The 12,595-nt window shown below is 65.4% G+C and carries 12 protein-coding genes and 1 pseudogene; 8 read left to right on the top strand and 5 right to left on the bottom strand.

Annotated elements, in window-relative coordinates; translation table 11 throughout:
- The first annotated feature begins 23 nt into the window (after positions 1-23).
- Both AB4Y73_RS19370 and AB4Y73_RS19365 read left to right on the top strand, forming a co-directional pair.
- Positions 24-1,028, top strand: a complete 1,005-nt coding sequence (locus tag AB4Y73_RS19370) for an aldo/keto reductase family protein (RefSeq protein ID WP_441874124.1) — start codon at positions 24-26, stop codon at positions 1,026-1,028.
- 10 nt (positions 1,029-1,038) lie between these two features.
- Positions 1,039-1,899, top strand: coding sequence for an SDR family oxidoreductase (locus tag AB4Y73_RS19365; protein ID WP_441874122.1), 861 nt, complete (start codon positions 1,039-1,041; stop codon positions 1,897-1,899).
- A 22-nt stretch (positions 1,900-1,921) separates the two neighbouring features.
- On the opposite strand, the pseudogene AB4Y73_RS19360 reads toward AB4Y73_RS19365, so the two are convergent.
- From AB4Y73_RS19360 to AB4Y73_RS19345, 4 genes and pseudogenes are all read right to left on the bottom strand, one after another.
- A pseudogene (locus AB4Y73_RS19360) lies at positions 1,922-2,410 on the bottom strand (RpiB/LacA/LacB family sugar-phosphate isomerase); the annotation flags it as partial.
- Positions 2,407-4,179 (bottom strand): dihydroxyacetone kinase family protein, encoded by a 1,773-nt coding sequence (locus AB4Y73_RS19355; RefSeq protein WP_441874120.1) that lies wholly within the window; start codon positions 4,177-4,179, stop codon positions 2,407-2,409. The gene AB4Y73_RS19355 and the pseudogene AB4Y73_RS19360, both read right to left, overlap by 4 nt.
- 42 nt (positions 4,180-4,221) lie before the next feature.
- A complete protein-coding gene (locus AB4Y73_RS19350; RefSeq protein ID WP_441874118.1) occupies positions 4,222-4,995 on the bottom strand; it encodes an SDR family NAD(P)-dependent oxidoreductase in 774 nt (257 codons plus the stop codon).
- A 35-nt stretch (positions 4,996-5,030) separates the two neighbouring features.
- Positions 5,031-5,855, bottom strand: coding sequence for a sugar phosphate isomerase/epimerase family protein (locus tag AB4Y73_RS19345; RefSeq protein WP_441874116.1), 825 nt, complete (start codon positions 5,853-5,855; stop codon positions 5,031-5,033).
- 187 nt (positions 5,856-6,042) lie between these two features.
- Between AB4Y73_RS19345 and AB4Y73_RS19340 the strand changes: the two genes are divergently transcribed.
- The 4 genes from AB4Y73_RS19340 (at position 6,043) to AB4Y73_RS19325 (ending at position 10,075) form a co-directional block, all read left to right on the top strand.
- Positions 6,043-7,383 (top strand): MFS transporter, encoded by a 1,341-nt coding sequence (locus AB4Y73_RS19340; RefSeq protein WP_441874114.1) that lies wholly within the window; start codon positions 6,043-6,045, stop codon positions 7,381-7,383.
- A gap of 47 nt (positions 7,384-7,430) precedes the next feature.
- Positions 7,431-8,303, top strand: coding sequence for a transketolase (locus AB4Y73_RS19335; protein ID WP_441874112.1), 873 nt, complete (start codon positions 7,431-7,433; stop codon positions 8,301-8,303).
- A 41-nt stretch (positions 8,304-8,344) separates the two neighbouring features.
- The gene (locus AB4Y73_RS19330; protein WP_441874184.1) at positions 8,345-9,298 is read left to right on the top strand and encodes a transketolase family protein; all 954 of its coding nucleotides are present in this window, start codon (positions 8,345-8,347) and stop codon (positions 9,296-9,298) included.
- A gap of 117 nt (positions 9,299-9,415) precedes the next feature.
- Positions 9,416-10,075 carry a GntR family transcriptional regulator gene (locus AB4Y73_RS19325; RefSeq protein WP_441874110.1) on the top strand — a complete coding sequence of 220 codons (660 nt, stop codon included), beginning with the start codon at positions 9,416-9,418 and terminating at the stop codon, positions 10,073-10,075.
- Here AB4Y73_RS19325 and AB4Y73_RS19320 read toward each other — a convergent pair.
- A complete protein-coding gene (locus tag AB4Y73_RS19320; protein ID WP_441874108.1) occupies positions 10,072-10,956 on the bottom strand; it encodes a cytochrome c oxidase assembly protein in 885 nt (294 codons plus the stop codon). The genes AB4Y73_RS19325 and AB4Y73_RS19320 overlap by 4 nt on opposite strands.
- A 139-nt stretch (positions 10,957-11,095) precedes the next feature.
- Here AB4Y73_RS19320 and AB4Y73_RS19315 point away from each other — a divergent pair, with 139 nt between their 5' ends.
- Together AB4Y73_RS19315 and AB4Y73_RS19310 are read left to right on the top strand one after the other, a co-directional pair.
- Complete coding sequence (locus tag AB4Y73_RS19315; protein WP_441874106.1) at positions 11,096-11,857, top strand: phosphatase PAP2 family protein; 762 nt, start codon at positions 11,096-11,098, stop codon at positions 11,855-11,857.
- A gap of 25 nt (positions 11,858-11,882) precedes the next feature.
- Positions 11,883-12,593, top strand: coding sequence for a DedA family protein (locus AB4Y73_RS19310; RefSeq protein ID WP_441874104.1), 711 nt, complete (start codon positions 11,883-11,885; stop codon positions 12,591-12,593).
- Positions 12,594-12,595: the final 2 nt, after the last annotated feature.

Genomic DNA, 12,595 nt, shown 5'->3' with positions numbered 1-12,595 from the left:
CCAACTCCGTTAGCGTGGAAACCATGGAATTCAGATACCTCGGAAACAGCGGCTTCAAAGTCTCGGAAATCACGTTCGGCAACTGGCTGACCCACGGCTCCCAGGTGGAGAACGACGTCGCCACCCAGTGCGTCCGGGCAGCGCTCGACGCCGGCATCAGCACCTTTGACACGGCCGACGTCTACGCCAACACTGCCGCGGAAACCGTCCTCGGCGAGGCGCTGAAGGGCGAGCGCCGCGAATCGCTGGAGATCTTCACCAAAGTCTTCGGCCCCACCGGCCCCAAGGGAAAGAACGATCTGGGCCTGTCCCGCAAGCACATCATGGAGTCCATCAACGGCTCGCTGCGCAGGCTGCAAACTGACTATGTGGACCTCTACCAGGCCCACCGCTACGACTTCGAAACGCCGCTGGAAGAGACCATGCAGGCGTTCGCCGACATCGTCCGGCAGGGCAAGGCCCTTTACATCGGTGTCAGCGAATGGACGGCGGAGCAACTCCGCGAAGGCCACGCCCTGTCCAAGGAACTGGGCTTCCAGCTGATTTCCAACCAGCCGCAGTACTCCATGCTGTGGCGGGTCATCGAGGCTGAGGTTGTGCCGGCGTCCGAAGAACTGGGCGTCTCGCAGATCGTTTGGTCTCCCATGGCGCAGGGCGTACTGAGCGGAAAATACCTGCCCGGCCAGCCTGCACCTGAGGGCAGCCGCGCCACAGACGATAAGGGCGGGGCCAAAATGATCGAACGCTGGATGCGCGATGACGTTCTCACCGGCGTCCAGGCCCTCAAGCCCATCGCGGAGGAGGCAGGGCTGTCCATGCCGCAGCTTGCGGTGGCCTGGGTCCTGCAGAACCCGAACGTGGCCTCGGCCATCGTGGGCGCGTCCCGCCCGGAACAGATCGCCGACAGCGTGGCCGCAGCAGGGGTGACCCTCGAGCCCGACGTGCTGAAGAAGATCGACGACGCCATCGGCTCGCTCGCGGAGCGCGATCCGGCGAAGACGAAGTCACCCGCTACCCGCGAAGCGTAAGGGGATCCCCTTGGCTTCCCTTCCGGCCCTGTCCGATCTCGCTGTCACCGGCTCCACCGGAGGGTTGGGCGGGATGGTGGCCCGCCAACTCGCGGAGGTGGGCCAGGCCCAGCGCCTGCTTGTCCGCGACACCGGCCGCGCACCTGAGCTTGAAGGATCAGTGCCGCTGGTGTTCAGCTATGCGGATGCTGTCTTGTCCGCCAAGGCGTTGGAGGGAGCCAAGGTCCTGTTTATGGTGTCCGCGGCTGAGGCCGAGGACCGGCTGCAGCAGCATTACAGCTTCATCGATGCCGCTGCAGCCGCCGGCGTGGAACACGTGGTGTACACCTCCTTCTACGGAGCCGCGCCCGATTCGGTGTTCACATTGGGCCGCGACCACTACGCCACCGAGGAGCGGATCAAGGCCTCGGGCATGAATTACACCTTCCTACGGGACAACTTCTACCTGGACTTCCTGCCGCTCCTTGCGGGTGAAGACGGCGTGATCCGCGGGCCAGCGGGGAACGGCGTCGTCTCAGCCGTTTCCCGCGAGGATATTGCCCGGTGTGCGGTGGCGGTGCTGAGGGACCCAGCGCTCCACGAGGGGACCACCTACAACCTCACCGGGCCAGCGGAGCTGACCCTGTGGCACGCCGCAGAAGTCCTCACCGCCGAAACAGGGCGGAGCATTACCTACCACCCGGAAACAGTTGAAGAAGCCTACGCGTCCCGGGAATCCTACGGGGCACCGCCGTGGCAGGTGGATGCCTGGGTCAGCACCTATACCGCCATTGCTGGCGGGGAACTCGCCGGGCTCTCACCGGATGTATATACGCTGACCGGCCGGGACCCGTTGAGCCTGACCGAGTTCCTGCGTCAGCCCCAGCTGTAGGCTCCCGAAGGCTGGGCGGCCAGCAGCCTTCGAAGTCCGTGAGAACTTTGACCTTGTCCGCCGAGGCCGATGTCGGATCAAAGCTGTAGCCGATCCATTCCCTGGCGAGCCGGCTGGCGAGCTCCAGGCCGATAACCCGCTGGCCCATCGTGAGGACCTGGCAGTCGTTGGACAGGACCGAGCGTTCCACGGAGAAGGAGTCGTGGGCCGTGGTGGCGCGGATACCGTCCACCTTGTTGGCGGCAATGGCCACCCCGATGCCCGTGCCGCAGAAGAGGATGGCACGGTCGGCATGCCCGTCGCGGATCAGCTCGCCGGCGGCGATGCCAACGTAGGGGTAGGGCTTGGTGAAGTCCTCCGGGGCGTCGGTCCGGTTGACTCCAATGTCGATGATTTCGCTGATCCTCGGATCGTCCTGCAGATCGGCAAGGATGCGGTTTTTGTAGTCCACGCCGGCTTCATCGGCGCCCAAAACCAGGCGCAGCCCCAGCTTTCCGGGTGTGGTGGTCATGAGAGTGCTCCTTGCTGCCGGCTGACGGCGGCTACGGCAGGAGACGGCTGGCCGGGACCTGCCAGGGCCGGACCCATGACGGTGAAAATCATCGCCAGGGAGGTCGCCCCGGGATCCGGTGTGCCCACGCTCTTTTCGGCAAGCGGCCGGGCCCGTCCCTTGAGAGGCCGCAGCGACGCCGTGGCCTCGGCTGCCGCCGTAGCTTCGACGGCCGCAACTTCCCATGCCGGGCGCGGTTCTGCACCGCTGGCCGCCAGGCGAGACAACGTTTCCGTGAACGGCACCAAGGCATCCACCATGGTTTTGTCGCCGGGCTCCGCCTTGCCCAGACCCGTAATCCTGTCCGTGAAGGCACCCACACCGGCCGCCAGTTGCGAGGCGTCAGGGCTGCGCTGATCGCCCAGTGATTCCCCGAATGCCCGCAGGCCAGCACCCCAAAGAACCCCCGAGGTACCGCCGGCTTTGTCCGCCCAAGCATCTCCGGCGGCGATCAGAACTGAACCTGCCCCTGCACCCTGTCCGGCCGCGGCTGCTGCGGCGGCTGTTGCGGCGTCGATCCCGCGGACCATACCGCGGCCATGATCGCCGTCCCCCGCGATGGCGTCCATGTCCCCGAGCCCGGTTTCGGCGGTGTGCAGGCAGTCACGCGCGGCAGCCAATGCCGCCAAACAGGCGGCGGCGTATTCGCGCGAATCCTCGGTGGCCTCAAAAGCGGCAGGTGCCGCGGCGTCGTCGGACATTTCCTCGCCGGATGCGTCACCCGACTGGACTGCGGCGTTCCCGCGGCGGTAGGCCGGCGTCTCCGCGGGCGCGGTCCACAACGGCTCAAGCTCCTCGTCCAGCCACGTGATGGTGAGGGATACACCGGACATGTCCAGGCTGGTGACCAGTTCTCCCACCTCGGGCTGCACCAGCGTGTAGCCGGCCTCCCGCAGCAACGGGGCCACCGCCAGCCACAGGACAAAGAGTTCCTCATGCTTGGTGGAGCCCAGGCCGTTGAGGATGACTGCGAGCCTGTCGCCGGCACCCTCAGGCGTTTCCGCCAGCAGCCGGGAAACGAACTCCTGGCCGAGTTCCTTGGCGGACGGCAGATCGGTGTCGAACAGGCCGGGTTCGCCGTGGATTCCGAGGCCGAGTCCCATCTGCTTGTCCTCGAGCGCGAACAACGGGGCGGCGGCGCCCGGAAAAGTGCAGCCGTGGAAGGCGCTGCCGATGGTCCGTGTGAGGCCGTTGGCCTTCCGTCCCAGCCGCACCACCTCGGCCAGGTCGGCGCCCGCTTCGGCCGCGGCGCCCATGACCTTGAAGACCGTGAAGTCACCGGCAATGCCGCGGCGTTTCTCGGATTCCGACGGCGGCGCGCTGGCGATGTCGTCCGTGACCAGGACGTTCTCAACCTGGATCCCCTCGGCGGCGAGGCGGTCGCAGGCCATGCCGAAATTCATCACGTCGCCGGCGTAGTTGCCGTAGGTGAACACCACCCCGGCGCCGGACTCCGCTGCCTTGGCCACGGCGTACGCCTGCTGCGCGGACGGTGAGGTGAAGATGTTACCCACCACCGCGCCGTCGGCCAGTCCGCTGCCGATCAGCCCGGCGAACGCCGGGTAATGCCCGGACCCGCCGCCCGCGAGGACCGCAACCTTGGGTTTGGCCGGACGGTGACGCCGCACGGCGCCGCCGGGAACCTGACGGACCAGGCCGGCGTGGATGTCGCAGAATCCGGCGAGCGCTTCTTCGGCGAAGTCGGAAGGATCGTTGAAAATCTTGGTCATGGTGGGGCTCTCTGACGTGGGCCTAGGTCTTACGTGGAGCTGTTAGTGGATGTGGCTTCCGCCGTTGATGTCGATGGTGGTGCCGGTCAGGTAGGCGGAGTCCTCGGAGGACAGGAACGTGATGACGGCGGCGACTTCCTCGGTGGTGGCGTTACGGCCCAGGGGGATCCCGGCGTTGATGGCGGCTTCCTGCTCGTCGGTGCTGCCCACCCGGATGTTGGTGTCCACGGCACCGGGCGTGATGGCGTTGACCGTGACGCCTGTGCTGCCGATTTCCCGGGCCAGCGCCTTGGTCAAGCCGAGGATGGCTGCTTTGGCGGCGGAGTAGGGGACCTTGCCGAACACGCCGCCGCCGCGCTGCGCGGAGACAGAGGACATGTTCACGATCCGGCCCCAGCCGTTCTCGATCATGTCCGGCAGGAACGCCTTGGTGACCAGGTAGGTGCCGGTGGCGTTGACGTCCATGACCTTGTGCCAGAGGTCCAGGGTTGTTTCCAGGAATGGCACCGGGGAGGTGATGCCGGCGATGTTGGCCAGTGCGCCGACCTGGGGCAGGATGCCGGCGTCGATTTCCTTCTTGACCGCTGCGTAGGCGGCGGTCACGGAGGCTTCGTTGGCGACGTCGATTTCATGGCCGAACGCCGGCACGTTGAACTCGTTGCCGATCTCCGCGGCGACCTTGGCGGACTTCTCGCCGTCGAGGTCCAGGATCACCACACCCCAGCCCTGGCTGGCGTAGCGGCGGGCGGTGGTGATGCCGATGCCCCGTTCCGAGGTGGCTCCGGTGAGGACGGCGGTGCGCTGGATGGTGGTCATGATGCTCCTTGGATTACTTAGTGACTTTTGATGGATCAGATGAGGTCGGTGATGAAGCTTGCCGCTTTTGCTGCGGCGGCGGGGCGTTCGTCGTGCGTGACGTCCCTGGTTTCAAGTTCGAGTGAGAAGTGGCCGGTGTAGCCGCTCGCTGCGAGCGCGCGGAGGCCGGCGGCGAAGTCTGCCTGGCCGTTGCCGATGCTGAGGTTGATGTTGCCCGGCACCGCATCCCGGAGGTGGACGTGTGAGATGCGGCCTTCATGGCGTTCGAGGTACTCCAGCGGGTCTTCGCCGGCGGCGACAATGTGGCTGAAGTCCATAACAATGCCGACGCCGGTTCCCGCCAGCCGCTGGGCCAGCAGTTCCGCGCGGTCCAGGTTCCAGCAGAACCTCAGGAAGTGCAGGGATTCGGTCCAGAGTTCGACGCCGAACTCCGCCGCTCGCTGGCCGGCGTGGGTGAGTTGGGCGGCGATTTCGTCCAGGTCCGTCTCGAGGCTTCTTACCGGTTCGTGGTTGAGCGCCCCGCACGGGAGAACCAGCGACTTGGCGCCGGTGTTGACCGTGAGGGTGAGCAGCGCTTCCAGGTGCCGTTCGCGGGCGGCCTGCTGGCAGGCGTCGAGCACGGCGTTGAGGTCTCCGATGTCCCCGTTGACTGAGCGGACCCGCAGCCCCGAGGCCGCAACTTCTGCGGTCACGGCACTGACGGCTGCCTGATCCAGGCTGTACGGGACGTGGTCACAGACGCCGGGGAGGGCGCCGAGATCGATCTCTTCGAAGCCCAGGCCGCTGATGGTCCGCAGGGCGGCCGGCAGGGCCTGATGCCTGAAGCTGATGGACGAGCAGCCAAGCCTGGAGTTGAACATCGTCGTTGATCCTCTGGATGAGCGGGTGGTGATGTGAATCACTGTAGGTCCATTCACTGTCAACAGTCAACCTCAAACATTGACTGTTGACATTGATGCATGATGCGGGTCACACTGGCATATCATTTGTTAACAGTCGACAGCGACGGTGCGGAAGCGTTCCTCGCTCTCCGAAAGGGAAACAGCTATGAGCAACGAAGCTCTGAATATGCGCGGCCACGTGCATGGCACGAAGGACGCACGGCGCGTCGCTATCGGTTCCGGTGTGGGTGCCGTCATCGAGACCTACGACTTCATCGGGTTCGGCACCGCCGCAGCCCTGTACTTCGGCACGGCATTCTTTCCCACCGGCGATCCGGTAACCGGCACGCTCGCTGCCTTCGCCACACTCGGCGTCGGCTTTGCGGCGCGTCCCATCGGCGGCATCATCGGCGGCCACCTGGGCGACAAGCTCGGCCGCAAGCCGGTCCTGGTGGCCTCCCTGATCCTCATGGGGGTGGCCACGTTCGTCATCGGCCTGCTTCCCACCTATGGCCAGGTAGGCCTGCTGGCCCCGGCACTGCTGGTCTTCGTCCGCATCGTCCAGGGCCTGGCCTTCGGGGCGGAATGGGGCGGCGCCATCCTGATGAGCTACGAACACGCACCCTGGAAGAAGAAGGGCAAGTACACCGGCATGGTCCAGGCCGGCTTCCCGGTAGGCCTGCTGTTGGCCAACCTGGTCTTCCTGGTCAGCGTGAACTTCGGCGGCGAGCTCGCCTGGCGCATCCCCTTCCTGGCCAGCATCCTGCTGGTAGTGGTGGGCCTGATCATCCGCTCCAAGGTCCCCGAGTCCCCCGTCTTTGACGAGGTCAAGGACAGCGGACACATTGTGAAGTCCCCCATCGTCGAGGTCCTCAAGACCGACTGGCGCAATATCGTCAAAGGCATCGGCCTTCGCATCGCCGAAACTGCCGGCTACGCCGTCTCTGTTACCTACATGATTTCCTACCTGAACAGCCAGCACCTGGCGGACAAGACCCAGACGCTCGTGGCCCTGTGCATCGCCTCCGCGATTGGCATCTTCGCCACCCAGGCCTGGGCCCGGCTGACTGACCGGATCGGCCGCCGCCCGCTCTACATCTGGTCCTGCGCCTTCGCCGTGGTGTTCGCGATCCCCATGTTCCTGCTGGTCAACACCGGCCTGTTCTTCTTCGTCATCGCCACCCTGGTCATCTCCTACGCCGTCTGCCAGAACTCACTGGCCGGCGCCCAGGGTGCCTGGTTCCCCGAGCTGTTCAAAGCCAACACCCGCTCCTCGGGCGCCAGCCTGGCCTACCAGATTTCGGCGATGGTCTCCGGCTTCACACCGTTCATCACCACACTGCTGTTCGTCAGCTTCGGCTGGATGGGCCCGGCGCTGCTCTTCGGCCTGTATGCAGCCATCGGGCTGTGGGCCGCCCTCGCCACCAGGGAAACGTGGGGCAAGCGCGAGCGCCAGCTCGCGGATGAGGCCACCAAAAGCACCCCCAACACGGTGAGCGTCTCATGACTGCCACACCGGAACTGAAGCTTCACGAACTGCCAAAGAAGGAACGAATGACCCAGGAAACTGCCGCTGACCGCCTTGACCGCGTCAGTGCCGCCGCTTACCGGATCCGCCACCACGCCCTGAACATGGGCGAGGTCCAGGGCCAGGGCTACGTTGGCCAGGCCCTCGGCGCAGCGGACATGCTCGCCACCGTGTACTCGGACCAGCTCCGCTACCGCGCCGAAGACCCCGAATGGGAGGCCCGGGACCGGTTCCTGCTCTCCACCGGCCACTACGCCATCGGCCACTACGCGGCGCTGGCCGAGGCTGGCATCGTCCCCGTGGCAGAACTCGAGACCTACGGCTCGGACGATTCCCGCCTGCCGATGTCCGGGATGTCCACCTACACCCCCGGCATGGAAATCTCCGGCGGCTCCCTCGGCCACGGCCTGACCATCGCCGTGGGCATGGCCCTGGGCCTGCGCTACCAGGGCTCCACGGCGAGGATCTACAACTTCCTCTCCGACGGCGAACTCGACGAAGGCTCCACCTGGGAAGCGGCCATGGGCGCGCACCACCACCAGCTCGGCAACCTGACAGCCATGGTGGACATCAACGCCCTGCAGGCCGACGGCAAGACGGACACCGTTCTCCGCACCGAACCCGTCACCGAAAAGTGGGAATCCTTCGGCTGGTACACCCAGCGGGTGGACGGGAACGACGTCGGTGCGCTGCTCGCAGCGTTCGACAACGCAGCAAACCAGGCCGCCGCCGTCGGACGTCCTTCCGTGATCCTGTGCGACACGAAAGTGGGGCGCGGCGTCCCGCTGCTGGAAGAGCGCGAGAAGGCGCACTTCATGCGCATTGAAGAACACGAATGGCAGACCTGCCGCGAACAGCTGACTGCAGGATTCGAAGCCACCGAAGGAGACACCAAGTGAGCGCCACCGCCGTCACCAAACCGAAGTTGAAGACCTCGGCGATGATCGCATCCTTCGCCGAACCCGGCCAGAAGACCGCGTCCGCGCCGTTTGGCCACGCCCTGGTCAAGGCAGCGCAGGAGAACGACAAAATCGTCGGGCTCACCGCGGACCTGGGTAAATACACGGACATGCACATCTTCGCGCAGGCCTTCCCTGAGCGGTTCTTCCAGATGGGCATGGCCGAACAGCTGCTCTTCGGCGCCGCCGCAGGCCTGGCCGAAACCGGACTCGTTCCGTTCGCGTCCACCTACTCAGTGTTCGCAGCCCGCCGCGCCTACGACTTCCTGTGCCTGGACGCGGCCGAGCCCAACCTGAACGTGAACATCGTGGGCGGGCTGCCCGGCCTGACCACAGGGTACGGTCCCAGCCACCAGGCCACCGAGGACATGGCGATCTTCCGCGGCATGCCCAACCTGACCATCGTGGATCCCTGCGACTCGATCGACATCGAACAGGCCGTCCCCCAGCTCGCCGCTTCGGACGGGCCCACGTACCTGCGTTTGCTGCGCGGCAACGTGCCCACCGTCCTGGATGAGTACGGCTACAAATTCGAACTCGGCAAAGCCAAGGTGCTGCGCGGCGGCAACGACGTGGTGTTTGTCTCCTCCGGCCTGATGACCATGCGCGCCCTGGACGCGGCCAAGGTACTCGCCGAACACAACGTGGACGTCGCCGTGGTCCACACCCCAACGATCAAGCCGTTCGACGCCGAAACTGTCCTGGCCGAAATCAACACCGACCGTCTCGCCATTACCCTCGAGAATCACAGCGTGATCGGCGGCCTCTTCGAAACGGTGGCCTCCGCCGTCGTCACCGCCGGCCTCGGCAAGCGCGTGGTGCCTGTGGCGCTGCCGGATGAGTTCCTCCACGCCGGTGCCCTCCCCACTCTTCACGACCGCTACGGGCTCAGCATCCAAAAAATCGTGGCGAAAGTCCTCGCAGAACTGAAGTAGCACCGATCCGGTGAGAAGCGCGGCGCCGAACCCACCCGGCGTCGCGCTTCTGCCGTAACATCGGCTGTTAACACACCGACTGTAAACAGTCGACCACTGACATTGAGGATGGTCACCATGGCCGGAGCAACAGCGCCACTGCTGGGACTGCAGAAGAAAAGCCTCCGCGAGCAGGCCCTCGCCGCCTTGCGCGCCGCCATCACCAGCGGGGAACTGGAACCCGGCCGGCATCTGGTGGAAACCGAACTCTCGGAGATGCTCCAGATCAGCCGCGGCACCCTCCGGGAAGCCCTGCGCCAGCTCGAACAGGAGGGCCTGCTCTCCGCGGGCCCCCGCGGACGCCTCTCCGTTCGGCACCTGGATGCCAAGGAAATCCGGGACATCTATTCCGTCCGCGCGGCGCTGGAAACTTTGGCTGCCCGCACCCTGTGCGAACTCCCCGACCGTCAGAAAGCCATTGCCTCCCTGCGGTCCGCCATTGAAGCCATGGCCGCGGCCGAAAAGGCCAGCATGCAGGACCGGGTTGAGTCGGACCTGGAATTCCACCGGACGCTGTGCCGGCTCACGGGCAACGAAACCCTGCTGCATTCGTGGGAGTCGCTGGAAGGTTCCATCCGGATGTCCATCATGTTCGCAGGCCAGGAGAAGGGCGTGAGCAACATGAGCGTGGACCGGCACTACGACATCGTTGCGGCGATCGAAACCGGCGATGCCTCACTGGCCCGGAAGACCATCCGCGAGCATATGGACACGGCGGCCGCGAACCTGGTCGCTTAGCGGCCGCGCCTGAGGTGCTCGGCGTTGAGATCGTCAAGTTCCTGGTCCGTGAGGTCGTCGAAGCTGCGGGCCTCGCGCTTGTCGCTCCGTGAGAAACGCATGAACATCAGGATGATCAGCGGCAGGTCCACGATCTCGCAGATGAACCAGAGGAGATCCCCGGCAAGCTGCTGGTCCCGGAGGGCGCCCGGGAACCAGGTAGGCGCGGAGCCTGCCACGGTAGTCACATGGTCCAGCACCTGGCCGTTGAGGCGCAGCAGGATCCCGGGGACTGCGTCCACCAGCAGTTCGATGAAGACAAACACGAATTCGAGGGTGATGAAGGCGCTGGAACGCTGGAAATCGGCCTCTTCAATGATCGGAAGCGCCATCAGCAGGCCCAGCAACGGAACGCCTACCGTCAGCAGCGCCTCCGCCACCGGATCCGTTCTCAGGGTGTAAAAGAGCGGCGTGAGGAACGTCGCAAAGAGGGCCAGCCCCAGCAGTGGTGCAGCCAGCGAATTGCTGAAAAAGCGCACCAACCGGTGGGACAGCACGGTGTTCAGCCGCGCGAGGCCCCCTGCTGGAAGCGCTGCACGGGCCAGGGAAATGGGTTTCCCCAGCCCTATCAGCAGCGGTACCACAAAGAGCAGCAACGAGATTTTCAGCGTGAACGCCCACCGCAGTTCCGCGCTGTACACGCCAGGGAAGCCGCAGGTCAGGACCGTCAGTGATCCCAGACCCAGCAGGTAGAAGGCCGCGGTCCGCCACCACGGCCAATGGCGGCCACGGGCCGCCGCCGCACGAATGCCGAGACCGTAGAGCACGCCCGAGGAAACAATGAGGAGCAGGGCGGCCCAGTCAATCTGCCAGGCGCCTATGACAACTTCGAAGGGGGGCACTGGCCAAGGCTAAGGGATGTACCTTGGAAAACGCCGAACGGTTCTTGACCGGCTTCATTCTTAAGGATTCCTTAAGGGCCCTGGGAAAGACTGGTTCCGACGCGGCCGGCCGGCCGCAGAGAGCGAGCCGGAGTATTTGATGCCTGAAACCGTCCACAGCCAAAGTTTGCCACCTGCCCGCGCAGAAACCGCCCAAAGAGATGCAGGGACGCGCCTCCTTGTACTCCCCCGGCCCCGGCTCTGGGCCCTGTGGGGGATCCTCTTGGCGGCCGCCGTCGTGGTTCTTGGCATCACCGTTGCCGACGTTCCTGGTATCAGCACTGCCGAGCTCGGCGTGGACCAGAACCTCAGCCAGCATCACGTGGCGCTGCTCACCGGCCTCGCCATGGCACTGAACCTGCTGTTTGGTCCTGTAGCGGGGGTTCTCCTGATCGCCGCCGTCGCCTTGTTCCTCCTCTTGGTGCGCCGGGCTCCCGTCAACGCTGTGGCGTTTGGCTTGGTGGCCGTGTCCGGTTGGGTGGCGAGCGAAATCTTCAAGGTTCTGGTCGCAAGGCAACGCCCCGATGCTTCGCTGCTCTTCGATCCGCTGGCCCCGGAATCCGGAACGGACAGTTTCCCCAGCGGCCATGTCACCTTCGCGGTGACCGTTGCCTTCGCCGTGTATTTCCTGGCGCGGGGCACCCGATGGGCGAAATTCGCCGCGGTTTCCGGCGTGGTGGTGATTGCCCTGGTGGCGTGGTCCCGGCTGTACATCGGCGTCCACTACCCGTCCGACGTCGTCGGGTCGGTTCTGGCGGGCACCGCGGCTGTGATCCTCCTGAGCGGGTGCTGGAACTGGCTCGCGCCCCGGGTGTGGCAGCGGGTACCGGTGAACGCCGTCACGCGTCCATTCCTGCGCTAATAATCTCCGCCCTCAGAAAGGCATCATGCAGTCATTTCATGCGCTGACCACGGTGGCCGCCTCCGTCGCGGCTTCCTCGCCGCTGGATCCCGCAGGGCTCCTTGAAGGGTTTGGACCGGCCGCTTTGGCGGTCATCGCCGGGATGGTTTTCATCGAATCCGGGGTCCTCTTCCCTTTCCTGCCCGGGGATTCGCTCCTCTTCACGGCGGGCCTGCTTCATCAGCAGCTGAACCTCACCCTCCCGGTCCTGATCGGCGTCGTCTCAGTGGCGGCCGTGGCCGGCGACCAAGTGGGCTTCTTCCTCGGCCGGAAGTTCGGCAGACGGTGGTTCAAGGACGACGCCCGGATCCTGAAGACCTCACACCTGACCCAGACCGAGGAGTTCTTCCGCCGGCATGGCGGCGGTGCCGTGGTGCTGGCCCGCTTTGTGCCGATTGTGCGGACGTACGCCCCGCTGGCCGCCGGGATTGCCCACTACACCTACCGGAAGTTCACCCTCTGGAACATCGTGGGCGCTGTGGCCTGGTCGGCGTCCGTGATCCTGCTGGGCTCCTGGCTGGGGCACTTCGAGATCATCGCCAACAATATCGACCTGATCGCCGTGGCCATGGTCCTGGTCTCAGTCATCCCGTGGGGAATTGAGTACCTCAAGCGCCGCAAGAACAAGGCCAGCGACCCGGAACCGGCCGAAGAATCCGAGGATCGGCGCGCGGAAGAGCTGGCCGCGGAAGAATAGGC

This window comes from Pseudarthrobacter sp. TAF60_1 (assembly GCF_052113505.1).
Classification (GTDB): Bacteria; Actinomycetota; Actinomycetes; order Actinomycetales; family Micrococcaceae; genus Arthrobacter.
Note: the sequence above shows the minus strand (reverse complement) of the source record. Positions and strands in the feature narration are given on the sequence as shown.

Excerpts from the sequence above, each read along its gene's own strand:
- AB4Y73_RS19330 (WP_441874184.1), top strand. The coding sequence starts at position 8,345 with ATGATCGCATCCTTCGCCGAACCCGGCCAGAAGACCGCGTCCGCGCCG.
- AB4Y73_RS19350 (WP_441874118.1), bottom strand. The coding sequence starts at position 4,995 with ATGACCACCATCCAGCGCACCGCCGTCCTCACCGGAGCCACCTCGGAA.
- AB4Y73_RS19340 (WP_441874114.1), top strand. The coding sequence starts at position 6,043 with ATGAGCAACGAAGCTCTGAATATGCGCGGCCACGTGCATGGCACGAAG.
- AB4Y73_RS19335 (WP_441874112.1), top strand. The coding sequence starts at position 7,431 with ATGACCCAGGAAACTGCCGCTGACCGCCTTGACCGCGTCAGTGCCGCC.
- AB4Y73_RS19345 (WP_441874116.1), bottom strand. The coding sequence starts at position 5,855 with ATGTTCAACTCCAGGCTTGGCTGCTCGTCCATCAGCTTCAGGCATCAG.
- AB4Y73_RS19355 (WP_441874120.1), bottom strand. The coding sequence starts at position 4,179 with ATGACCAAGATTTTCAACGATCCTTCCGACTTCGCCGAAGAAGCGCTC.
- AB4Y73_RS19370 (WP_441874124.1), top strand. The coding sequence starts at position 24 with ATGGAATTCAGATACCTCGGAAACAGCGGCTTCAAAGTCTCGGAAATC.
- AB4Y73_RS19315 (WP_441874106.1), top strand. The coding sequence starts at position 11,096 with ATGCCTGAAACCGTCCACAGCCAAAGTTTGCCACCTGCCCGCGCAGAA.
- AB4Y73_RS19325 (WP_441874110.1), top strand. The coding sequence starts at position 9,416 with ATGGCCGGAGCAACAGCGCCACTGCTGGGACTGCAGAAGAAAAGCCTC.
- AB4Y73_RS19310 (WP_441874104.1), top strand. The coding sequence starts at position 11,883 with ATGCAGTCATTTCATGCGCTGACCACGGTGGCCGCCTCCGTCGCGGCT.